This is a genomic window from Halotolerantifilum yawarlongkerapense (genome assembly GCF_054506745.1).
On record NZ_CP199719.1, the window covers coordinates 95,069 to 118,706 of the forward strand.

Sequence of the window (23,638 nt, forward strand, 5' to 3'; positions counted from 1 at the left end):
TGATTATCAATTTTCCCTGTCCGTTGTGTCGCTTTCTTTCTGGGTAAAGGGTAGTTAGCATAAGACCGACGAAGGGAGGATCGTGCACATGACAGACAAGGTAAAAGTAGGCATCATGATTTGTGATCGCTACAGTAGTTGCGCCGGCGGGAAATGTTTCCGTTCCTTGACAAAGAGAGAGGGCGCTTTCGAACGGTACCTGGATCAAGAGGTGGAGCTGGTGGGCTACACCAGCTGTGGTGGCTGTCCAGGTGGCAACGTGGAGTACGCTCCAGCGGAGATGATCAAGAATGGTGCCGAGGTAATCCACCTGGCGACGGGACTCGTCGTGGGCTACCCCCCCTGCCCCCATCTCTTTGATTTTATCCACTTCATTCCGGAAAAATTTGGGATCGATGTGGTGGTCGGCACCCATCCGATCCCGGAGAAGTACTACCGCACACACAAGAACCTGGGCACTTGGGATAATCCACGCTGGCAAGAGGCCATCACCGAGATCCTGCCCGACGGTGAGATGCGCAGGGCCTACGATTAGCCCGGCGCATGGGGCGTAGTTTTTAACGTGTGGCGGCGATCGGGCGAACAAGCGGTCGGTCCTGTATCTCTTGGCTAGGCTCCGCGTGGTCATCAAAAAAAACAGAGCGGACCCGGAGGGTCGGCTCTATTTTCGTATCGGTGGCCGGGTGAAATCATCGCCCGGCGTGAGATGCGTGTGAACCAAGGATAAAAGATCGGTGGCCAGTAAATCGTAGCAAATGAGCGGGTGGTTTCGTGTATCCTTTGGAGAGACCCCCGAAAGCAGGGCGAGGGAAGAGGTCTTCTTGGCCCTTGAGAGCAGCTCCTGTCCCGCATCGTTAAAACCCAGCACCCGGGCATAGGTGAGTGGCAGGGCTGCACCTTCCCAGTCGATCTGCAAGAGACTTTTGATCAGAATCCTGCGCATCCTGGCATCGGTGTACCGCTTGGTGGCCACGGTAGCAGAGAAGCCCTGGAAATCACAGGCACTACGTGCTGCGGCAATCAAACGATTCTCGAGCCCTTCGCCCACCTCGTGCACTTGCGACAGGGCATTTTGTCGTGTGAGTAGCTCGTACCGAAAATAGGGATAAAGGGCATCGATCTGGGGAAGAGGGGGCGTGACCAAGTAGGGCGTCGTGACCGCCGGCACGTAAGCATCGATAGCCCCAGCGCCCCTATAGGCCTTGCGGAGGGCCGTGGCACTTGCGATTTCCGTCTGGAGCTCTTCATTATGGTAGTTGCTACCGATTCGCTGGATCGCATGAAAGCGCAAGGGGCTCTTGAGCCGACGCGCCGCCACGAGGTAGGCCAGACCCAGCGTATCGTTGGGTGTATCCAGCGGGGAGGTGCCGAGTAGGTGTGAAAGAGCACGAGCCGAGGCGGCCGCGTACCCCAGTCCCGATGTGAGGCCTTCGCGTAGCTGTAGGCTGTAGGCCTCAGGTTCTGAGACCAGAAGGTCGGCGGCGGCTTCTAGCCCCATCAGATCAGCGGACTCGGATCCGAAGACCACGTCGTCTACGATGCCGAGCCCACTGAGGAGGGCCACGGCACCGGAGGCAAAATCATCGGCTCCAGAGACGGCGCGGGTCACGGGCAGCTCGATCACCAAATCGACCCCGGCCACCAGGGCCATCTCGGTTCGCGTCCATTTATCGAAGAGGGCGGGTTCGCCGCGCTGGACAAAGTGACCGCTCATAACGGCCACGGTATGGGTTGCGCCCGTGAGCGCTTTCGCACGCTCGAGATGATGGGCATGGCCATTATGAAAGGGATTGTACTCGACGATCAGTCCTAGTGTCTTCACCTGGTATCTCAGCTCCTCGGGGCTTGCAATCGGGTGCGATTTGCATGCATTTTGGCAATTTTTCGGTGTTATGAAAGGTGATTCTATGATATATTAAGTGTGTACGTAAATTCAAGGGGGTCATATGTAAATGAATATTTTAGTAATCAACTGCGGAAGTTCATCACTGAAATACCAGCTGATGAACATGAACTCAGAAGAAGTAATGGCGAGTGGCCTGGTCGAGCGTATCGGACTCGATGGTGCCCGGATCAAGCACGAGCGCCCCGGCAAAGACAAGCATGTCGTGGAAACGCCCATGAAAGACCATAAGATTGCACTCGAAAATGTGCTCAAGCTGATGACGGACGAGACGTTCGGAGCGATCGATAGCCTCGAGACCATCGATGCCATCGGCCACCGTGTGGTACATGCGGGTGAGAAGTACGCGGCTTCTGTGCTCGTGGATGAGCACGTGCACGCTGCACTCGAAGAGTGTATCGAGCTTGCCCCGCTACATAACCCACCCAACATCATGGGGATCAAGGCGATCGAGGAGCTGCTTCCAGGCAAGCCGAACGTAGCTGTATTCGATACGGCCTTCCACCAGACGATGCCCGAGGAAGCCTACATCTATCCACTTCCCTACGAGTACTACGAGAAGTACGGCCTTCGTCGCTATGGTTTCCACGGGACCAGCCACCGGTACGTGACCATGCGCGCCGCCGAGATGATGGGCAAGCCCATCGAAAACTTGAGACTGATCAGTTGTCACCTGGGCAACGGTGCCTCGATCGCGGCGGTCAAGGGTGGAGAATCCATCAGCACATCCATGGGCTTCACGCCACTCGAGGGTCTGGCCATGGGGACGCGCTCCGGTGATATCGACCCGGCGATCGTTACCTACCTCATGGACAAAGAGGGTCTCGATATGGCTGGCATCAACAACGTCCTGAACAAAAAGTCTGGCGTTCTCGGGATTTCCGGCGTATCTAGTGACTTCAGAGACATTGAAGATGCGGCCGCTGCCGGCAACGAACGCGCCCAACTGGCGCTCAAGATCTTCGATCTGCGTGTACGCGAGTACATCGCGGCATACGCTGCAGATATGGGTGGCGTAGACGGCGTGATCTTCACGGCCGGCCTCGGTGAAAACTCCATCGACAACCGCAAGAGCATCTGCGAAGGTCTCGCCTTCATGGGTGTCGAAGTGGACGACGAGAAGAACAACGTTCGCGGAAAAGAAACTTTCATCAACCAGGACGGTGCAACGGTGAAAGTGATGGTCATCCCGACGGATGAGGAGCTCATGATCGCCAAGGACACCGAGGAAATCGTAAAGTCTTTAGCTTGACATTGAGAGGTAGAGTCTTTATAATATAAATGTTGCAATGAAAAGGTGTGATCGCATGTCTATCGATTGTTCAAAGCTGATTCACAACCATGCATCCGAAATCCCGATTAACGAGACCATCGACATCGATGTGGCCGTCTTCAAGGACGAGCGACTTCTCGATGGTGGACCCCTCGTAATCGAAGGAGAGGCCAGGCGGGTCGACGAGGGGATCTTTCTCGACGGCACCTATCGGTTACCGCTCTCCATCGCTTGTGACCGTTGTCTCAAACCGGTTGCAGATGTGGTGACGGGGCAAATCAACATGCTCCTCGAGGAAAACGGAGAAACATGGAAAAAAGCCTTCAAGGGTGAAAAGTTGAATCTTGCATCGTTACTTTATGAAGACCTGCTGCTGGGCATGCCGTCGAAGGTCCTCTGTGATGAGGGCTGCCAGGGTCTCTGTCCCGTTTGCGGCACGGATTTAAATGCGTCAACCTGTGACTGCGAGACAGAGTCAGTAGATCCCAGGCTTGCAGCGCTCAAAGATTTTTTCAATGAAGATTAAGGGAGGTGTTCGACATGGCGGTACCTAAGCGGAAAACATCCAAGGCCAGACGTGACAAGCGTCGCGCGAGCAACATCAAGATGACTGCTCCTAATGTGGCCACGTGTCCTCAGTGCCATGAGCCGACTGTACCACATCGCGTATGCGGAAGTTGTGGTTACTACAATGGTAAAGAGACATCTTTAACCGAAGAGGTATAAGCGGATGAAAAGTGATGGCCCCGTGCCATCGCTTTTTTTCGTACCCGGGGAGGGTCAATCCCCGGGTTTTTTTGTGGTATAATAAGAATGTTGAGGTAGACGGTAGCACCAGGTACTAACATCAAGCGAAAAAAACCTTGCAAAGGGTGGAATCATCCTTTATACTTATCGTTAGTAGCAGGTGCTAATTGCAAGTACTAGCTATGGAGGTTACCAATGAAACGATTGAAGAAAAAAGAGAGGCTCGACGCTCTTTCGCGTCTCATCGAGGAAGATCCTTTCCTCACCGATGAAGCCCTGGGCGAACGCTTCGGCGTTAGCGTCCAGACCATCCGGCTCGACCGGATGACCCTGGATATCCCGGAGGTGCGCGAACGGGTGAAATCCGTTGCCACGCAGCAGTACGACAAAGTGCGTACGTTACACCGTGGGGATCTTTTCGGAGAACTGATCGATTTAGAATTGAACAAGCGGGCGATTGCCTATCTTGAGACCGATGAAACCATGGTCTTCAAGAGAACGAAAATCGTCAAGGGACATTATATTTTCGCCATGGCGGAGTCGCTGGCCATGGCGGTCATCGACACGCCCGTGGCGATCACGGGCGTGGCCAACGTGAAATACCGGGTGCCGGTTCAGGCTGGGCAGAAGCTCGTGGCCAAGGCCGAGATGGTCAGAAAGCGCGGCAGCGAGCATTTCGTTCACGTGGTGATCACCGCCAACAGCGACCAGGTCTTCCGCAGTAAGTTTCGGCTGATCTCCATCGATATGACAGGCGGTGATGCATCGTGAGAATCGGTATGGATGTTATGGGCGGCGATCACGCCCCCGTGGAAACGGTCAAAGGTGCACTGGCGGCCCTCGGTTCCTTCGATGGGACGCTGGTACTGTATGGAGACGAAGGCAAGATCAAAGCGGAACTCGGTCCTTCCGTACCCGCTGGGATCGAAATCGAGCACTGTGGTGAGGTCGTCGAAAATGACGACAAACCGGTGATCGCAATCAAAAGAAAAAAGGATTCCTCCATGGTCCGTGGACTCGTAGACCTGAGAAAAGGGGAGATCGATGCCTTTCTCTCTGCTGGGAACAGCGGTGCTTTGCTCGCCGGTGGTCTGCTCAAGGTCGGACGGTTGAAGGGACTCGATCGACCGGCACTGACCACGGTCTTCCCAACGGAAAAAGGCATGTGCATCCTGGTGGATGCCGGTGCCAATCCCGATGTCAAGCTGAAGAACTTTCCTGAGTTCGCCATCATGGGTAGCGTCTACGCCGAGGCCATCCTGGGCATGGAAGATCCATCTGTCGGCCTGATCAATGTCGGTGCAGAGAAAACGAAGGGATCGAGCCTGTACCAGGAGGCCTACCTCGAGCTTGAAAAAGCACCGGTGAATTTCATCGGGAACATCGAGGCGCGAGATCTGATGCGCGGGAATGTTTCCGTGATCGTGGCCGATGGGTTCACGGGCAATATCATCCTGAAATTGGCGGAAGGATTCGCCGGTTCCTTCGGACGTCTACTGAAAGAAAGTCTCCTCTCTTCCTTCAAAGGAAAGATCGGGGGCCTTCTGATCAAAGATAGTCTGGGGACCTTTAAAAAGAAGATGGATTACACGGAATACGGAGGAGCACCCCTTTTGGGTGTCAAGGGTTTGGTGGTCAAGGCCCACGGCAGTTCGAATGCCAAGGCTTTTAAAAACGCCATCCGTTATGCGGTGATCGCTGTGGAGAAAGATGTGAACGGCGCCATCGAGAAAAAACTCTCCTCCCTCAATCCTGAAGAATAGTCAAGCGCCTGCTGGCGCCTTGCAGTAAGGAGTTGACAGCGAGTGAACAATACATTAAGACGCGTGGGCTTTCTCGGCACGGGAAGTTTTCTTCCCGACCGGGTGGTCACCAACCATGACATGGAAAAGATGGTGGAGACTTCTGACGAGTGGATCGTTTCACGCACGGGAATCCGGGAGCGGCGGTTCGCTGCACCGGGTCAAACCACGGCGGATCTTTCGGAACAAGCCGCCCTCAAGGCCTTAGAAGCAGCCGGATTGGGCCCAGAAGATATCGATCTGATCATCGTCGCTACCGTGACGCCGGACATGCCCTTCCCGGCCACCGCTTGTCTCCTGCAGGACCGGATCGGCGCCACGAAGGCTGCGGCCTTCGACCTCGAAGCTGCCTGCTCCGGTTTCCTCTACGGGGTGACCGTGGGTAGCCAGATGATCGCCACGGGTCTTTACGAACATGTCCTCGTTGTAGGGGCAGAAACCCTGTCCACCGCTATAGACTTCAACGACCGGAACACCTGTGTTCTCTTCGGAGACGGTGCGGGGGCCGCGGTCCTCGGACCAGTAGAAGAGGGGGGCATTCTGGCCACGGAACTCGGTAGCGATGGAGCCGGCGGGAAGTTCCTCTACCTACCGGCGGGCGGATCGAAATATCCCGCTAGTCACGAGACGGTGGACAATAGAGATCACTACATCAAGATGCAGGGGAAAGAAGTGTTTAAGTTCGCTGTCCGCACGATGTCCAGTGCTTCTGCACGCGTCATCGAAAAAGCGGGATTCGACCTTGAGGACATCGATTATCTCGTGCCTCACCAGGCCAACGAGCGCATCATCGCCTCGGCGGCCAAGCGGTTGAAGCTCGACCTCTCCCAGGTCAAGCGTAATCTCGATCGCTATGGGAACATGTCTGCTGCCAGTATACCAGTGGCCCTCGACGAAGCCATTCGTGAAGGCCAGTTGAAAAGAGGGGACAATGTGGTGCTCGTCGGTTTCGGCGGTGGTCTCACATGGGGTGCCATGGTGATGACCTATTGAGAAGGAGCGAGAACAAATGAAGAAAATAGCTATCCTCTTCCCAGGCCAAGGGGCCCAGTACATCGGAATGGGTCGCGAGATCGTGGAGGCCTATCCCGAAGCACGAGCCGTGCTCGATCGTGCTTCCGCCGCACTGGGTGAAGACTTGGTCGAGATGATCTTCGAAGGAACGGCAGAGAACCTGCAGTTGACTGAGAATACGCAGCCCGCGATCTTGGCCACTTCCCTGGCCATCCACGCTGTCATAGCCCAGGAGGTCCCCCACGTGGTGGCCATGGCGGGACTCAGCCTGGGTGAATACTCGGCGCTTGTCGCCGCCGGTGCGCTCTCTATAGAAGAGGCCGTCCCACTGGTCAGAAAGAGGGGCCTGTACATGCAGGCCGCCGTACCCGTGGGAACGGGGGGGATGGCCGCGCTCTTGGGCCTTGACATCGCAGATGCCCGCGAAGCCTGTGCAGCGGCGGAAGCCGAAGGCGGTCTCGTCCGCGTGGCCAATGACAACTGCCCGGGACAGGTGGTCATCGCTGGTGACCTCGATGCCTGTGAGCGGGCAGTGACAGAAGCCAAGGACAGGGGGGCCAAGAAGGCCGTGCTCTTGCCCGTATCCGCACCCTTCCACACGCCGCTGCTCGCCCCTGCGGGAGAGCAGCTGGCTGTGGATCTGGCAAACGTACACTTTCAAGCGCCACGTGTTCCGGTGATCGCCAACACGACGGCCACGCCCCACGAACCGGGCCAAACGGCCGAGCTCTTGAAGGAGCAGGTGGCCCATCCCGTCCGATGGCGGGAGAGTATGGAACGTCTGATTGCCGATGGCGTGGATACCTTTATTGAGGTGGGTCCTGGAAAATCGCTATCGAAGTTTCTCAAGCGTATCGACAAGCGCGTGTCCTGCCACAGCGTGGAGGACCTCGCATCACTGAAAAAGACACTCGCTGCTTTGAAGGAGGCCATGGCATCATGAAAACCGCAATCGTCACCGGAGGAGGCAGGGGTATCGGTCGAGAGATCGCACTGACCCTCGCGGGATCCGGGATGAACATCGTCATCAACTACAACCGATCCAACGCGGCTGCACTTGAGGTCAAGGCCCTATGCGAAGCCAAGGGTGTCGGTGCCCATGTGGTTCGGTGCGATGTATCCAATACAGATGATGTCAAACGTCTCGTCAAGGAGACCATCGACACCTTTGGCTCCGTGGACGTGCTGGTCAACAACGCCGGGATCACGAAGGACGGTCTCATCCTACGCATGAGTGAGTCGGACTTTGACGATGTGATTGCCGTGAATCTCAAGGGGACCTTCAACTGTTCCAAAGCCGTCGGCCGACAGATGCTGAAAAAGCGCACGGGTGTGATCATCAACGTGGCTTCCGTCGTCGGTCTGATGGGCAACGCCGGTCAGGCGAACTACGCGGCCTCCAAAGCCGGTGTGATCGGCCTGACCAAGTCGTTGGCCAAAGAGTTCGCCGCAAGGGGTGTGCGCGTCAATGCCGTGGCCCCCGGTTTCATCGCGTCGGACATGACCGATCAGCTGCCGGAAGAGGTGGTGGACACGTACAAGGCGAACATCCCGCTGGGTTCTCTGGGAGAGCCGAAGGATGTGGCCGAGCTCGTTTCTTTCCTCGCTTCGGAGGGCGCGCGTTATATCACCGGCCAGGTGGTCAGCGTAGACGGTGGTCTGTACATGTAGCGAAAGGGTCCGGTCTGAACCGGACCACCAACAAGTTTGCAATGCATCTCAAAAAAAATATTCTTAAAAAAAGAAAGGTGATGGAAAATGTTTGATAAGGTAGCTGGAATTATTCGCGAGCAATTGGGTTTAGAAGATGATGTGGTCATCGAGAAAACGACGTCCCTGATGAACGATCTGGAGGCCGACTCTCTTGACGCCGTAGAAATCATCATGGCACTCGAAGAGGAGTTTGATATCGAGATTCCGGATGAAGACGCAGAAGATTTTAAAAACATCGGCGACATCGTCGCATACATGGAGCAACAGCTCTAGGAGGAGGGGACAGCCTGCTGTCCCCTTTTCTCAAGAGTCGAGTAAAGGAGGAAATCACGATGGATAGAAAAAGGGTAGTGATTACGGGCATGGGCGCCATCACACCGATCGGAACCGGTCTCGACACCTATTTCGAAGCTCTCAAGCAGGGTGTGAGCGGAGCGGCCACGATCACGCGATTCGATGCGTCGGAGTATGCGACGACCGTTGCCTGTGAAGTCAAGGATTTCAATCCGGAGACCTACGTGTCGAAGAAAGAAGCACGTCGGATGGACCGCTTCAGTCAGTTTGCCGTAGCCGCATCGATCATGGCCATGACGGATGCCGGAATCTCGGAAGGTACTTTTGAAGCGGAACGCGCCGGTGTGATTATCGGTTCTGGGATCGGTGGTATCGAGACGCTCGAAAAGGAGCACGAGAAACTGCTCAATAAAGGGCCGGGTCGGGTGAGCCCCTTCCTGATACCCATGATGATCACGAACATTGGTAGTGGTTATATCGCTATGCAGCACGGCCTCAAGGGCCCGAACAGCACCGTGGTCACCGCCTGCGCCTCGGCAACGCACGCCATGGGTGAGGCTTTCGAGACCATCGTCCGAGGCGATGCAGATTTCATGGTCACCGGTGGTGCGGAGGCTGCGATCAGTCCCCTAGGCTTCGCGGGTTTCTGTACGATGAAGGCCATGAGCACGCGTAACGACGACCCCACGACGGCCTCGCGTCCCTTCGACCGCGACCGCGATGGTTTTGTCATGGGCGAGGGTGCCGGTATGCTGGTCTTCGAATCCCTCGAGCATGCGATGGCCAGGGGAGCGAAGATCTACGGCGAGGTGCTGGGGTACGGGGCCACGGCTGATGCCTACCACATCACGAGCCCAGCTCCCGGTGGAGAAGGGGCCGCACGCGCGATGAAGCGCGCGATCGAGCGCGCCGGCCTTCGACCGGAGGATGTGGACTACATCAATGCCCACGGGACGAGCACGCCCTACAACGATAAGTTCGAAACCCAGGCGATCCTCTCGGTCTTCAAAGAGCACGCGTCCCTTCTGTCGGTCTCCTCGACGAAGTCGATGACGGGACACCTGCTCGGCGCATCGGGTGGTGTGGAGTTGATCGCGACCCTGCTCGGTATGCAGGAGGGCTACGTACACGCTACGATCAACGTCCAACATCAGGATGAGGAGGTCCCCCTTGATGTCGTCCCCAATCAGGGAAAACATCGGAAGGTGGAGGTCGCCCTGTCCAACTCCCTCGGATTCGGAGGGCATAACGGCAGTATCATTGTCGGTACATTCAAGGAGTAGGGGGCCCCAAGTGGGTTCTCTACTCCTTTTCTCTCCTTGTGTTTTCCTTCCGATGTCGGTAAAATAGACTGTGGAACGATTCTGATGAGGGTTGTTTAAAGTTTCCGGTGAACCGGTGCCTTTAAAAAACCCTTTTGATAGTGAAAAGGGAGGTAACGCATGTCCTATGAAAAGATCCAAGCGCTCATCGGCTATAGCTTTGAGAACGCAGAGTACTTGAAAAGAGCGCTGACGCACTCATCCTACGCCAACGAGATGAAGTCCGAGAAGATTTTGCACAACGAACGGCTCGAGTTCCTAGGGGACTCGGTACTTGGGATCGTGGTGAGCGATCATCTCTTCGCAGCCTACCCTGAACTGGCCGAAGGGGAGCTGACCAAGATTCGCGCGCGCGTGGTGTGCGAAAGAACCCTCGGCGAAATCGCCAAGGGACTGGACCTGGGCCGATACATGTTCTTCGGTCGCGGGGAAGAGGCCACGGGCGGCCGGGATCGGATCAGCATATTGGCCGACGCGATGGAGGCGCTCATCGCGGCCATTTATCTCGACGGGGGTATCGCGCCGGCCCGTTCCTTTATTCTCGAGCACTTCCACCGGAAGATTGAGGATGCAACGAAGGGACGCGTGTTCATCGACTACAAAACCCATCTGCAGGAGATCGTGCAGCTAGAGAAGAACCAGGTCTTGGTCTACGAGGTGGTCAAGGAAGAAGGGCCTGACCACAGCAAGATCTTCCACACCCGTGTGACGCTCAACGGAAAGGAAATTGGCATCGGAACGGGCCGTAGCAAAAAAGAATCCGAACAAGAAGCGGCGAAAGTGGGGATCGGGACCCTTGAAGGACAGAGCGTTTAAGGGGATGCGTATCCCCCTCTTCATGCCCGGGATCGGCTGCCCGCACCGATGCGCCTTCTGTAGCCAGGAGACCATCACCGGGACCCATGGGCTCCCGACGGAGGCGGAGATGATCGAGACCATCGAGACCCATTTGTACGGTCGCGGGCAGGGTCCCGTGGAAATCGCCTTCTTCGGGGGAACTTTCACCGCCCTTCCGGTGCAGATCCAGAAAAAATGCCTGGATTTGGCCGCTCGTTACGTGGTGGAGGAAGAACTGGCGGGCATTCGCCTCTCCACGCGTCCCGACGACCTCGATCAGGAAAAAATCGACCTCCTCTTGGCTTATCCCGTGGTGGCCGTTGAACTTGGTGCCCAGAGTCTTGATGATGCGGTGCTTAAGAAGAACGGACGCGGGCACAGTGTGGCTGATATCGAGGGCGCGGTCGACCGATTGAAACAGGTCGGAATGCCCGTGGTGCTCCAGTTGATGCTAGGGCTCGACGGGAGTGACGCGCCTACGGATCTCAAAAGCGTCTCCCGTGCCCTCGCCCTCGAGCCGGCGGCCCTTCGCCTCTACCCCACGGTAGTGCTCGCGGATACCGCCCTCGGCGAACGTTACGAACGAGGGGCCTATCGTCCGCTCACCACGGTAGAGGCCGTGCAGCGGACGGCAGATGCCCTCGATCTTAGCGCGGCCGCGGGGATTTCCTGTCTACGGGTGGGTCTTCCCGCGGAAGGATTGATTGACAACAAGGCGGTACTGGCGGGACCGATCCACAGCAACTTCGGGCAGCTGGTTGCAGACGAACGTCGGATCCGCCGCATCTGCGCGCTAGTGGGACCCGATCAGCGGCGGCTGGAGATAGTGGTGCCCACCCGCGAGAAGGGTGATTACGCCGGATACAAACGACAGATCAGCAAGTACTTTCAAAATAGAGACATCGACCTCGTGGTCCATGGAGACCCGAGCCTGGGCGATGGTCAGATTTGTGTAAAGGAAGGGGGTGAGCAGACGTGTACCTGAGAAAAATCGAAATGAAGGGATTCAAATCCTTTGCCGATCTGACGAAAGTCGGTTTCGAGAGCGGGATCACCTGTATCGTTGGACCGAATGGAAGTGGAAAGAGCAACATCACCGATGCCATCCGATGGGTGCTCGGTGAGCAGAAGGTCAAATCCCTGAGAAGTCAAAAGATGGAAGATGTCATCTTCAACGGTACCAAGGCCCGTTCATCCGTCGGATTGGCGGAGGTGGCCCTGGTCTTTGACAACACGGAGGGATACTTCCCGCTGGATTTCAAAGAAGTGAAAGTGCAGCGCAAGGTGTACCGTAGCGGAGAATCAGAATACAAGATCAACAATACCCTTTGTCGCCTGCGCGACATCCGGGAGTTGTTCATGGACACCGGTATCGGGACCGACGGGTACTCGATCATCGGGCAGGGACAGATCGACGATCTGCTCAGCAAGAACCGTGAGGACCGCAGACTGCTCTTTGAAGAAGCCGCGGGCATCTCGAAATACAAAGCAAAGAAGAAGATCGCGGAGAGGAAACTGGCCAAGACGGAAGAGAACTTGATCCGCGTGGAGGATATCCTGAGCGAACTGAAAAAACGCAGGGATCCGCTGAAGAAACAGGCCGAAAAAGCGAAACGCTACCTGGAGCTTTCCGAAAAGCTCAAGAAGAAGTACCTCAAGCGCATAGCGGCCGACTATGAAGACCTCGGAAAGAACCAGCGTGAGCTAGAGAAGAAACGCGCCTCACTTCGAGAGGGCCTGGAGGTCCAGCTGGCCCGACGGGAACGCTACGAAAGAGAGATCGAGGCGCTCGACCGAACCGTCAGCGTGAAGAACGAAGAAATCGAACGCGGCGGTCAGATCCTGCGGGATCTGGATGAGGTGGTTTCGGACCTCAAGACTACCGTGACGTTGAACGAAGAAAAAATCACGGAAATCAACCGACGCTTCACCGAGGTAGAGCAAGATTTGAAGCGTCGCGAAGAGGAATACGGCAAGCGACAGGCAGAACAGCGAGACCTTGTGAAAGACCTCGAGGGAATCGACGCCTCGTTGAGCCGTACTGAGGAAAGACTTGCCTCGCACAGAGAAAAACTGGTCACAGAAGAGCAGGACCGGTCCGATCGAGCTACTCGGCTGGAGGGGCTGATTGAAAGGATCGAGAACAACCGGCGATTGGAATCGAAACTTGCGAATGAACGCGAGGTCCTGGTCGAACTTGCTGCTGACGACGAGCGGAGGGCTGCGGAACAAGCCGATGATCTCGCGGGACAGGAAAGTGAAAACCACACCCTTGCGGAGCAACTAAAGGCAAGGGCACAAGAGCAGAAGGTCCGCATAGAAAAACGCGATGGCCTGTCGGCTGAACTGACGCAGTTGAAAGAGCAACTTCACAGTGCCCGGGAACAGCGCCGGGGTTTTGAGGGTTCGCTGAGAGAAGCGGAGGTCAACCGAGAGAAGACGCGGAACGAACAACAGCTTCTCCGCGGCTACGAAGCAGCCTATGAAGGGTACGATTACACCGTCAAGCGATTGATGGGTCACCTTGCCGACCATCCGGGGGAAAAACAGCGCACGCTGGGTGTCGTGGCCGAGCTCGTAGAAGTACCGAAAACCTACGAGAAGGCCATCGAAACGGCCCTGGGTCGCTCCCTGCAGTACGTGGTGAGCGAGCATCTGTCCGATGTCAAACACCTGATACGCCTGCTGAAGGAAAAACGGATGGGACGGACGAGCTTCATCCCGCTCGATGAGATTCGGGACAGGAGCGTCTCTTTGAATCCAGAGGTAATGGCTGAGGAGGGCCTCCTTGGTCGGGGTGTGGATCTCGTTCGGTTCGATCCCATCCACCAGAAACTCTTTGGCTACCTACTCGGGCATATCCTCGTGGTGCGTGATTTTGAAACCGCGGAGACGCTGGTGAAGAAGCATCGGATCCGGCAGCGGGTGGTTACCCTCGATGGTGATATCATCAATCCGGGCGGAATCGTCACCGGTGGTGCCAGCTCAAAGGGACGGTCTTCCGGAATTTTGGAAAGAAAGCGCAAGATCGTACAGTTGAAAACGGATTTGAAAAATCTTGAAAGTCAGATAACGAGCGTCCAGAAGGACCTCGCTCGGGCCAAGACGGAGGAAAGTGATCTGGTTCGTACCCTCGACATTGCGGGGCAGGAGAAGGAAGCCCTGGACTACCGTATCGAGGTACAGGGCGCTCAGATCGATCAGATCAAACGATCGATCGAGAAGTCTGAGAAGGAACGGGATCGCGACGTCCACAGGCTCAACGACCTACGCAGGATGATCGAACAGAAGAAAAACAGCATCAGAGAGAAAACAGAAGCCATCGAGGGCTTGGCTGCCGAAGGGGAAGCCTACGGGGCGGAGCGGCGATCGCTCGAAGACGCGATCAAAACGCTCGATCGCGAGCACGAGCGCGCGCGGGAAGCGGCAGTAGCGCTTGAGATCGAGCGAACCCGCGATCTGGAATCGAAACAGTTTAAAATGACGGCGCTCCGCAAGTTGGAGACAGAACTCAAGGAAGACGAGATCGCCCTGGAGCGTCGCTTTGCAGATCATGCCCAGCTGCGCGCCGAGAAATCGTCCCTTGCCGGCCAGCTCGAGGACGCGCGCGCTTCCATAGAACAGAAGCGGCAGGAGAAAGAGGCTGTTGAGAGCGGTAGGCATCGGACCATAGAGGAGCGGGACACTGCACGAGCAGAACTTGCCACCAAGCGGGAAGAGAGCCGCCACCTCAGTGAGTCCCTGGAGGTCGTGCGCGAAGAAGAGCACGGTCTTTCCCTCACGCTCACGAAAATCGAGGGGAATCTCGAACACCTCAAAGAAGAGGTCTACGAACGGTACAACCTGTCCATCGCCTCTGCCTTTGAAAACTACAGAGATCTTGATCTCTCCGATATCGAAGAGGATGAGAAGACCCTGAAGACGGCCATCACGCGCTTGGGCAGTGTGAACCTGGAGGCCATTGAAGAATTCGAGGAAGTGGAGGAGCGTTTTATCTTTCTCAGCGCACAGATGGAAGATTTACTATCGGCCAAGAAGGAATTGCTTGGGGTCGTCCGCACACTGGATAGACAGATGAAATCTCAATTTCTCGAGCACTTCGAAAAAGTTCGGGTGGCCTTCACGGAGACCTTTACCGATCTATTCAACGGGGGCTTCTGTGATTTGGAACTCATGGATCCCGAAGATGTACTGGAAACGGATATCGCCATCATCGCCCAGCCACCGGGCAAAAAACTACAGAGCATCGATCTATTGTCCGGGGGGGAAAAGGCCCTGACGGCCATCAGTCTGCTCTTCGCCATATTGAAGATCAAACCGGCCCCCTTCTGTGTGCTCGACGAGATCGAGGCGGCGCTGGATGATGTGAACGTGTATCGCTTTTCAGATTTTCTCAAGAAAATGACGGATCGGTCCCAGTTTCTCGTGATCACACACCGAAAGGGGACCATGGAGATCGCCGATGCCCTGTACGGAATCACCATGGAGGAGTATGGCGTCTCCAAGGTGGTTAGTCTGAAGCTCGAAGATTATGAAGGAGGACAATATGCTTAAAGGATGGTTTAAGAAGATGGTCGAGGGGGAGAGCGAAGAGAAACCCCAGGCCGAACCAGCGACGGAGGCATCCGAAGAAGTCGCTGTAGACGCTGAAGAGGAAGAAACACCTCCTCCTGCCGAGACGGCCACACCGGAGCCTGCGATCGAAGCGTCCCCAGAACCCGTCGGCCTGTTCAAGCGCCTCAAAGAGGGCCTGGACAAAACCAGGAAGGGGATCACCGATCAGATCGATCAGATGATCAACAACTACGGGGAAATCGACGAGGACCTTTTAGAGGAACTAGAGGAGATCTTGATCACAGCGGATGTGGGGATGGAAACCACGATGGCAATCGTCGACCGCCTGCGGGACCGCCTCGAGAAGGAGAAAATCAAGGATCCGCATCAGATCAAGGGTGTTCTCGGACGTGTGCTGGCCGAGATGATGGCACACGACGCGCCCGTGCATCCAGAGAACAAGCCACTGGTGATCCTGGTGATCGGTGTCAACGGTGCGGGTAAAACCACATCGATCGGCAAGATGGCCCATCGATTCAAGCAAAACGGCAAGTCGGTGCTGCTGGCAGCGGCGGATACTTTCCGCGCTGCTGCCATCGATCAGTTGGTCATCTGGGCGGACCGTGTCCAAGTCCCGGTCATCAAACACACCGAGGGATCAGACCCTGCCGCTGTCGTCTTCGATGCTATTCAGTCGGCCAAGGCCAAGAAGACGGACGTGCTGATCTGCGACACAGCCGGTCGTCTGCACAACAAGAAAAACCTGATGCGCGAGCTGGAGAAAATTGCCCAGATTGTGGACCGAGAGTATCCGGAGGCAGAGAAGGAGGTCCTCCTCGTGCTCGATGCCACCACGGGTCAGAATGCGATCCACCAGGCGAAGACCTTCAAGGAGGCGGCCAATATCACCGGCATCGTCCTCACGAAGCTCGATGGGTCGGCCAAGGGGGGCGCTGTGCTCAGCGTATCGCACATCTTGGACCTGCCCGTACGATTTGTGGGCGTCGGGGAGTCGATCGAAGACCTCCAGCCCTTCGATCCCGAGGCCTTTGCAGGCGCGCTCATGGGAGAAGAAATCGTCAAGTAAAAAGGCTTGACACGGTAGAGAGACTGGTCTATAATGAATATCTGTGAGGTGATCAAATGCTCAAGAAGGTTCGACTGCTTTATCTTTTCGACTTCTACGGTAAACTGCTCACCGAAAAACAGCAGACTGTATTGGCGTATTATCTGAACAATGATCTGAGCTTCACAGAGATCAGCGAACTGATGGATATCAGCCGGCAGGCCGTATACGATAATGTCAAACGCTCGGAAAAGCTTCTCGAACACTATGAAGAGGAATTGAATCTCTTCGCCAAGTTCAAGCGAGCGCAGGACGCCATTGACGGCTGGATCGCCAAGATGGATGATCTGACCGATCGGGTGGAAGTACTTTCCCCCGCCAACTTACGCGATGAACTCGCCGCCCTCAAGAAAGAGGCGGTCCAGCTCATCGAGACAAAGAGTGAAACCCTTTAAGGAGGTTACCACTTGGTTTTTGAAGGTTTATCCGAGAAACTCCAACATACATTTGCCGCTCTCAAAGGCAAGGGCAAACTGACGGAAAAAGACGTCAAGGCTGCCATGCGAGAGGTGAAACTTGCGCTCCTCGAAGCGGACGTAAACTTTAAGATCGTCAAGTCCTTTATCAAGGATGTCACCGAGCGTGCCATCGGAGATGAAGTGCTCAAGAGCCTGACACCAGCCCAACACGTGATCAAGATTGTCAACGAAGAGCTCACGGAGCTCATGGGCACGTCGCAGGAGAAGCTGACCTTTTCCTCGAAACCCCCGACGATCTACATGATGACGGGACTACAGGGGGCCGGTAAAACGACCACCACCGGAAAGCTCGGTGCCCAGCTCAAGAAAGATGGCAAGCGCCCGCTGCTCGTGGCCTGTGATATTTACAGACCGGCCGCAATCAAGCAGCTGCAGGTCGTGGGTGAGCAGCTCGATCTACCGGTATTCTCCCTAGGAGACCAGGTCAGCCCCGTGGACATCGCCAAGGCAGGGATCGAGCACGCCAAGCGTCATGGCAACGATGTGGTCTTCCTGGATACAGCAGGGCGTCTGCACATCGATGAAGCCCTGATGGATGAGCTCGATGCGATCAAGGAAGCCGTGGACCCCACGGAGATCCTCTTGGTGCTCGACGCCATGACGGGTCAGGATGCCGTGAACGTTGCGGAATCCTTTGATGGTCGCCTGTCGATCGACGGTGTCATCTTAACCAAGCTCGATGGAGATGCCCGCGGCGGAGCTGCACTCAGTGTACGCGCTGTTACAGGCAAGCCTATCAAGTACGTCGGTGTGGGTGAAAAGCTCACGGATCTCGAACCTTTCCATCCGGACCGGATGGCCTCACGTATCCTGGGTATGGGCGATGTACTTTCGCTCATCGAGAAGGCCGAGCAAAGCTTCGACGCCGACAAGGTGAAGAATCTCGAGCAGAAAATGAAGAACCAAACCTTTGATCTCGAGGACTTCCTCGATCAGCTCCAGCAGTTCAAGAACATGGGGCCCATGCAAGATATCCTGGGTATGCTTCCGGGCATGAACAACAAGGCCCTCCAGGGGATCAACGTGGACGAGAGAGAGTTCGCTCGGCTCGAGGCGATCATCCTGTCGATGACCCCTCAAGAGAGAAGAGAACCCGAGTTGATCAAGAGTTCTCGCCGCAAGCGCATTGCCGATGGCAGCGGCACCCAGGTGGCCGATGTGAACAAGCTGCTGAAGCAGTTCAAGCAGATGAAGAAAATGATGAAGAACTTTGCCGGCATGGATAAGAAGATGAAGCGTGGCGGTGGAGGAATGAAATTACCCTTTAGTTTTTAGCATCTCAAGTAAGATGTTAGAAGATAGATGACATTTTAAGGAAGAGGAGGTGACAAACATGGCAGTTAAAATCCGCATGAAGCGTATGGGAGCAAACAAAAGACCTTTCTATAGATTAGTCGTCGCTGACTCCCGTTCCCCGAGAGATGGTAAGTTCATCGAGGAGATCGGTTACTACAACCCGCTCGATAAAGAGCAGGTCAAGATCAATGATGAGTCCGCCGTTAAATGGCTTCTGAATGGTGCGCAGCCGTCTGAGACGGTCAAAGTACTTTTCAAAAAGCACGGTGTTTACGAGAAGTTTGAAGAAGCGAAAACAAACAAGTAAACGCATCGGAAGAAGGTGTATCATCCATGGGTGAATTGGTAAGAGTGATTGCCCAGGCACTGGTCGACCACCCCGAGGCCGTAGAGGTCAAGGAAGTGGAGGGTAAGCGATCGATGATCGTTGAGCTCAAGGTCCACGAGGACGATATGGGCAAGGTCATTGGAAAGCAAGGCCGCATCGCCAAGGCGATCCGAACGGTCGTAAAGGCCGCAGCGACGAAAGAAGATATGCGCGTCGTCGTTGAAATTGTCCAATAACGAGAAAACCCATCGTGCGAACGATGGGTTTTCTTGTTCCTTTGCGTTATAATCAAGGCAATCTATAAAGAGGGGGGATCCGATGCGTAGCATAAGAGGAAAATTGTTGTTGTTGATCGCGGTACTCGTGATCGGTTCTTTGTTTGTGCAAAATTACTTCGTCTCGAACGTTGCCAGGAAAGAACTGGGGATCATGGTCGAGGAGCAACTCAACCAGCGACTGGCATCTATCGAAGACAACCTAGAGGTACAGGAGGAAAACCGGAAGATCCTAGAGGCTCAGCTGCTCAAGGATTACGATGTCCTGATCAAGCATGAGGTCGACACGGTCCTGAGCCTAGTGGACCATGTGTACGACCAGTACCTCGCGGAAGCGGCAAGGGTGGAGACAGCTGAGGAGCGACAGGCGCTTTACGAAGCCTACCGAGCGGAGGCCGTGGAGTTGGTACGTCCCCTGCGGTATGACGACGGTAACTACTTCTGGATCGACGACGGCGATTACAAAAGCGTGCTCTTGCCACCGGATCCTTCTGTGGAGGGAACCTCGCGGGCGAACTTATCCGACGTGAATGGCACGATGATCGTCCAGGAGTTTGTGGACGGCGCCGAGTCCTTCGGCTACACCTATCTCGATTATTACTTCCCCAAACCCGGATCTACCGTGCCGGAGCAGAAACGAGGCTATGTGGGCGTTCATGAGCCCTTTGACTTTTTCATCGGGACTGGGAATTACCTGGACACCCTGCTGGTTGAACTGGCTGATTTCGATAGAAAACAGCACTCTGTCATGCAGAACCAGGTCGAGAGCATTGAAGATGGGACGCAGGTCTTCGTCCTCAATCGTGACAACACCGTGCGTTACGCCAACGTTGAGGGGATGCCCGGTGAGGCCTTCATCCTGGCGAAGGGCGACGGAAAATATCTGATCAACGCCATGGAAGAAACCCGCAGGGTCTATGATTTCAGCATCAGGGATGACCGCTTTGACGGCACCTATGCCGTCAGCTACATCGACCGTCCCGATCTCGGGGTCAAGGTGCTGATCATGAAGCACCACGACCTGGTCTACGCGTCGCTCAACGCCATGTTGGCAGCGGCGATGAAAACGCTGGCCGGCGTCGTGGTGGCGGCACTTCTCCTGACGCTTCTCGTGGCCAACTACCTGACGCATCCCATCAAACGTCTCCGTGAGGACATGGAAGGTGTGGCGACGGGTGATCTTTCCGTAGAGGCCGCGGTGACCACGAAGGACGAAATCGGAGAACTGGCCACGACCTTTAATCTTATGGTGGACAAGCTCAAGGATCTCGTGCAGAATGCAAGGGGCATCAGCGAGTCGGTCTCGAGCACAAGCGCTCTCATCTCCGAGATGATCGGACAAACCACGCTGGCCATCGAGCAGGTGGCCGAGACCACAGAGGATATTTCTGCGGGCGCCGGTGAACAAGTGAGCGCTACCATGCGCGGTGTGGAGGCCACGACGGCCCTCGACGGCGAGTCAAAGGCGATCGTCGAGAAGACCAAGATCATGCGCGATACCGTGCAGGGCATGACCGAACAGAACAAACACGGCATGCAGGTGATGACCACCCTGATCGAAAAGCAAGAGCACACGGTTGCTTCGGTCGGTGATATCGGCCGGATCATCGGGGAACTCAACGATCGCGTCTTCAAGATCAACGAGTTTACCGATGCCATCGATGATATCGCCGAGCAGACCAACCTGCTTGCCCTCAACGCGTCCATAGAGGCCGCCAGGGCGGGAGAGCACGGTCGCGGATTTGCCGTCGTGGCGGAAGAAATCCGTAAACTGGCCGAGGAGTCCTCGGTCTCTGCTGGAGAGATCAAGGACATCGTTTCTTCCATTCAAAATGAAACGAAGCGTGCCGTCAACGTTGTAAAGACTACGGAGCAGACGGTGCAAGAACAAGACCGTGCCTTCTCTGATACCCAGACTGTCTTCAAGACACTAGAGCATTCGGTGGAGGAAACCGCCGGTCAGATCGACGGGGTCTATGGCGCCATGGGTAATTTCGACGGACTCAAGAACAAGGTGGTCGAACTCGTGGATCAGATTCACTCCGTGGCCGAGAACACAGCGGCGAGCACCGTTCAGGTCTCTGCCTCGGTGGAGGAGCAGACGGCCACGATGAACGAGCTGAACCAGAAGATCGCACACCTGGCCGCAGAGGCCGAGAGCCTTCGCGACTCCCTAGGACAATTCAAAGTATAAGAAAAACCGCCCGCTATTTCCTATGCATAGCGGGCGGTTTCATCTTTCGTACCGGTGGTGGTTCAAAGCAGGGAGCTCTCCAGAGCATCGATCGATAGGAGTTTGATCGAATCCTTGTAGTAGTCGATGACTCCCTCCTCTTTCATCTTCAGGAGTTCTCTCGAGAGTGAGGGGCGCTGGATCGCCAGATGCTCGGCGAGTTCCTTTTGGGTCAGTGAGATCGTGAGCATCGTACTCTTCTGTCGCTTGTATTCTCCGAGGAAGAACATCGACAGTTTTTTACGGATGGTATCAAGGGAGAGCAGTTTGATTTTGTCGTTCATCATGAAGAGCTTTTGGCTCAGGAGTTCGAGGAAATTAGACAGGAGGATCGGATGGTGCGTCAGCCCGTGGATGAGTTTCTCCCTGTCGACCAAGAGCACCCGGCACTTGGAACTGGCGATGACCGTCACGGGATAGTTGTTGTGGCTACCGTAGATCAGCGCTTCTCCGAAAACGCTGGGGGCTTTCATCTCCAGATGCGTGATCACCTTGCCAGTGGGAAAGATGGTCTGTAGTTCCACGCTGCCTTCGGTGACAATCCCCAGATGTTCACAGACGTCTCCCTCGAAGAAGAGCACCTCACCTTTGGTGTAGGTTTCTTCCTTCGTGTCGAGGAAGGTTAGCACGTGTTGAATCTGTTCTTCTGAAAAGTGCTTGAAAAGCACGGATTTCGCGAGTATTTTCAAAGGGACCTCCTTTTTGTAACAAGCGTTACATCGGTTCGTAACCCTTTTCATTATAATATACTTACAAACAGTTTGGAAACCAACAAACGAGGAGGAATGTACAAAATGAGTATGTTTTGTTATCAGTGTCAAGAAGCGGCTAAAGGTGTTGGCTGTACGGTCCGCGGTGTATGCGGAAAATCTGACGAAGTTGCCAAGCTTCAAGACCTGCTGATCTACCTGACCAAGGGTCTTTCCCACGTACATCAAGTCTATAGAAAGCAAAACGATCCCGATGAGCGTGCGCGTTTCGCTGTAAAGGATAATCTGTTCACGACCATCACAAACGCCAACTTTGATCCCGAGGCGATTATCGTGAAGATCAAGAAGACCATTGCCCTTCGTGATGAACTGGCCACCCTGCTAAAGAATGCCGGTGTAGATGTCAATGACCACGATGCGGTCACATGGACAGGTGCCACGGAAGAAGAGATGCTTGAAAAGGCAGAAACCGTAGGGGTCCTGTCGGAAGAGAACGAAGATATCCGTTCGCTCAAAGAACTCATCACCTACGGTCTCAAGGGAATGGCCGCCTATGCTGAGCATGCCTTCAACCTCAAGCACCAGGATGTTGCCGTTGAAGACTTCATGGAAGAGGCTCTCGATGCGATCCTCACGAAGGACCTCTCAGTGGATGAGCTCGTTGCACTGACCCTGAAAACCGGCGAGAACGGCGTGAATGTCATGGCGCTCCTCGACAAGGCCAACACATCTGTGTACGGTAACCCGGAGATTACGGAAGTCAACATCGGCGTGCGTAATAACCCCGCGATTCTGATCAGCGGTCACGATCTCAAGGATATGGAACGCCTGCTCGAGCAGACCGAGGGAACGGGTGTCGATGTCTACACCCACTCTGAGATGCTCCCAGCAAATTATTACCCCAAGTTTAAAAAATACGAGCATTTCGTTGGCAACTACGGAAACGCATGGTGGAAGCAGGACAAGGAGTTCGAGAGCTTCAACGGCCCGATCCTCATGACGACGAATTGTATTGTTCCCGTGAAGGATAGCTACAAAGATCGTATTTTCACCACAGGTTCAGCAGGCTGGCCGGGTGCCGAGCACTTCGTGGCCAATGCAGATGGCGACAAGGATTTCTCCAAGATCATCGAACTCGCCAAGACGCTTCCTGCTCCCGTAGAAATCGAAACAGGATCCATCGTCGGTGGATTCGCCCACGACCAGGTGATGGCTCTGGCCGATAAAGTCGTCGACGCTGTGAAGACCGGTGCGATCAAGCAGTTCTTCGTGATGGCAGGCTGTGATGGTCGGATGAAGAGCCGTGACTACTACACAAAGTTCGCCGACAGGCTGCCGAATGATACCGTGATCCTGACGGCCGGTTGCGCCAAGTACCGTTACAACAAGCTGGGCCTCGGCGATATCGGTGGTATCCCGCGCGTCCTCGATGCCGGTCAGTGCAACGATTCCTACTCGCTCGCCGTGATCGCGCTCAAGCTCAAGGAAGTCTTTGAACTCAACGATATCAACGAACTGCCCATCAGCTACAACATTGCATGGTACGAGCAAAAGGCCGTTATCGTCCTGCTCGCCCTCCTCTCGCTGGGTGTGAAAAACATCCACCTCGGTCCCGCGCTGCCCGCATTCCTCTCGGAGAACGTGACGAATGTGCTCGTGGAGAACTTCGGAATCGCAGGTATCGGCGAAGTGGACGAAGACATCAACATGTTCCTCGCATAAGATCCTTTGG

Annotated in this window: 23 protein-coding genes; 21 read left to right on the forward strand and 2 right to left on the reverse strand. The window is 55.3% G+C overall.

Going from position 1 to position 23,638, the window contains the following annotated elements; genetic code table 11:
- The first annotated feature begins 88 nt into the window (after positions 1-88).
- Entirely contained in the window at positions 89-535 is a 447-nt protein-coding gene (locus ACULM0_RS00465; RefSeq protein ID WP_463678489.1) for a CGGC domain-containing protein, read from the forward strand.
- Positions 536-661: 126 nt separating this feature from the next.
- Here ACULM0_RS00465 and ACULM0_RS00470 read toward each other — a convergent pair whose 3' ends face one another.
- Entirely contained in the window at positions 662-1,822 is a 1,161-nt protein-coding gene (locus tag ACULM0_RS00470; protein WP_463678490.1) for a nucleotidyltransferase, read from the reverse strand.
- Between the two features lie 130 nt (positions 1,823-1,952).
- Here ACULM0_RS00470 and ACULM0_RS00475 point away from each other — a divergent pair, with 130 nt between their 5' ends.
- From ACULM0_RS00475 to ACULM0_RS00565, 19 genes are all read left to right on the forward strand, one after another.
- Positions 1,953-3,155, forward strand: a complete 1,203-nt coding sequence (locus tag ACULM0_RS00475) for an acetate/propionate family kinase (protein WP_463678491.1) — start codon at positions 1,953-1,955, stop codon at positions 3,153-3,155.
- Between the two features lie 55 nt (positions 3,156-3,210).
- The gene (locus ACULM0_RS00480) at positions 3,211-3,702 is read left to right on the forward strand and encodes a YceD family protein (protein WP_463678492.1); all 492 of its coding nucleotides are present in this window, start codon (positions 3,211-3,213) and stop codon (positions 3,700-3,702) included.
- Between the two features lie 14 nt (positions 3,703-3,716).
- Positions 3,717-3,902, forward strand: coding sequence for a 50S ribosomal protein L32 (gene rpmF, locus ACULM0_RS00485; RefSeq protein ID WP_463678493.1), 186 nt, complete (start codon positions 3,717-3,719; stop codon positions 3,900-3,902).
- A 216-nt stretch (positions 3,903-4,118) separates the two neighbouring features.
- Positions 4,119-4,694 carry a transcription factor FapR gene (fapR, locus tag ACULM0_RS00490; RefSeq protein ID WP_463678494.1) on the forward strand — a complete coding sequence of 192 codons (576 nt, stop codon included), beginning with the start codon at positions 4,119-4,121 and terminating at the stop codon, positions 4,692-4,694.
- Positions 4,691-5,686 carry a phosphate acyltransferase PlsX gene (gene plsX, locus ACULM0_RS00495; RefSeq protein ID WP_463678495.1) on the forward strand — a complete coding sequence of 332 codons (996 nt, stop codon included), beginning with the start codon at positions 4,691-4,693 and terminating at the stop codon, positions 5,684-5,686. The genes fapR and plsX overlap by 4 nt, the downstream gene beginning before the upstream one ends.
- 42 nt (positions 5,687-5,728) lie before the next feature.
- Positions 5,729-6,718 (forward strand): beta-ketoacyl-ACP synthase III, encoded by a 990-nt coding sequence (locus ACULM0_RS00500; RefSeq protein WP_463678496.1) that lies wholly within the window; start codon positions 5,729-5,731, stop codon positions 6,716-6,718.
- A gap of 16 nt (positions 6,719-6,734) precedes the next feature.
- Positions 6,735-7,682 carry an ACP S-malonyltransferase gene (gene fabD, locus ACULM0_RS00505; RefSeq protein WP_463678497.1) on the forward strand — a complete coding sequence of 316 codons (948 nt, stop codon included), beginning with the start codon at positions 6,735-6,737 and terminating at the stop codon, positions 7,680-7,682.
- A complete protein-coding gene (gene fabG, locus ACULM0_RS00510) occupies positions 7,679-8,410 on the forward strand; it encodes a 3-oxoacyl-[acyl-carrier-protein] reductase (protein WP_463678498.1) in 732 nt (243 codons plus the stop codon). Before fabD ends, fabG begins: the two co-directional genes overlap by 4 nt.
- Positions 8,411-8,497: 87 nt before the next feature.
- Positions 8,498-8,725: an acyl carrier protein gene (gene acpP / locus ACULM0_RS00515; RefSeq protein WP_463678499.1), complete on the forward strand. Its 228-nt coding sequence runs from the start codon at positions 8,498-8,500 to the stop codon at positions 8,723-8,725.
- A 59-nt stretch (positions 8,726-8,784) separates the two neighbouring features.
- Positions 8,785-10,029 (forward strand): beta-ketoacyl-ACP synthase II, encoded by a 1,245-nt coding sequence (fabF, locus tag ACULM0_RS00520; protein ID WP_463678500.1) that lies wholly within the window; start codon positions 8,785-8,787, stop codon positions 10,027-10,029.
- Positions 10,030-10,188: 159 nt separating this feature from the next.
- On the forward strand, positions 10,189-10,884 hold the full coding sequence (gene rnc, locus ACULM0_RS00525; RefSeq protein ID WP_463678501.1) for a ribonuclease III: 696 nt from the start codon (positions 10,189-10,191) through the stop codon (positions 10,882-10,884).
- A complete protein-coding gene (locus tag ACULM0_RS00530) occupies positions 10,865-11,890 on the forward strand; it encodes an elongator complex protein 3 (RefSeq protein WP_463678502.1) in 1,026 nt (341 codons plus the stop codon). Before rnc ends, ACULM0_RS00530 begins: the two co-directional genes overlap by 20 nt.
- A complete protein-coding gene (gene smc, locus ACULM0_RS00535; RefSeq protein WP_463678503.1) occupies positions 11,881-15,459 on the forward strand; it encodes a chromosome segregation protein SMC in 3,579 nt (1,192 codons plus the stop codon). The genes ACULM0_RS00530 and smc overlap by 10 nt, the downstream gene beginning before the upstream one ends.
- Complete coding sequence (gene ftsY / locus ACULM0_RS00540) at positions 15,452-16,546, forward strand: signal recognition particle-docking protein FtsY (protein WP_463678504.1); 1,095 nt, start codon at positions 15,452-15,454, stop codon at positions 16,544-16,546. Before smc ends, ftsY begins: the two co-directional genes overlap by 8 nt.
- Positions 16,547-16,602: 56 nt before the next feature.
- On the forward strand, positions 16,603-16,980 hold the full coding sequence (locus tag ACULM0_RS00545) for a putative DNA-binding protein (protein WP_463678505.1): 378 nt from the start codon (positions 16,603-16,605) through the stop codon (positions 16,978-16,980).
- Positions 16,981-16,992: 12 nt separating this feature from the next.
- Positions 16,993-18,339: a signal recognition particle protein gene (gene ffh / locus ACULM0_RS00550; protein ID WP_463678506.1), complete on the forward strand. Its 1,347-nt coding sequence runs from the start codon at positions 16,993-16,995 to the stop codon at positions 18,337-18,339.
- 58 nt (positions 18,340-18,397) lie between these two features.
- Complete coding sequence (gene rpsP, locus ACULM0_RS00555) at positions 18,398-18,667, forward strand: 30S ribosomal protein S16 (RefSeq protein WP_463678507.1); 270 nt, start codon at positions 18,398-18,400, stop codon at positions 18,665-18,667.
- Positions 18,668-18,693: 26 nt separating this feature from the next.
- Positions 18,694-18,924, forward strand: coding sequence for a KH domain-containing protein (locus ACULM0_RS00560; RefSeq protein WP_463678508.1), 231 nt, complete (start codon positions 18,694-18,696; stop codon positions 18,922-18,924).
- An 82-nt stretch (positions 18,925-19,006) separates the two neighbouring features.
- Positions 19,007-21,157 (forward strand): methyl-accepting chemotaxis protein, encoded by a 2,151-nt coding sequence (locus ACULM0_RS00565; RefSeq protein ID WP_463678509.1) that lies wholly within the window; start codon positions 19,007-19,009, stop codon positions 21,155-21,157.
- A gap of 62 nt (positions 21,158-21,219) precedes the next feature.
- On the opposite strand, the gene ACULM0_RS00570 is transcribed toward ACULM0_RS00565, so the two are convergent.
- Positions 21,220-21,885: a Crp/Fnr family transcriptional regulator gene (locus ACULM0_RS00570; protein ID WP_463678510.1), complete on the reverse strand. Its 666-nt coding sequence runs from the start codon at positions 21,883-21,885 to the stop codon at positions 21,220-21,222.
- 105 nt (positions 21,886-21,990) lie between these two features.
- On the opposite strand from ACULM0_RS00570, the gene hcp reads away from it, so the two are divergent.
- Complete coding sequence (gene hcp / locus ACULM0_RS00575; protein WP_463678511.1) at positions 21,991-23,628, forward strand: hydroxylamine reductase; 1,638 nt, start codon at positions 21,991-21,993, stop codon at positions 23,626-23,628.
- The last annotated feature ends 10 nt before the right edge of the window (positions 23,629-23,638 follow it).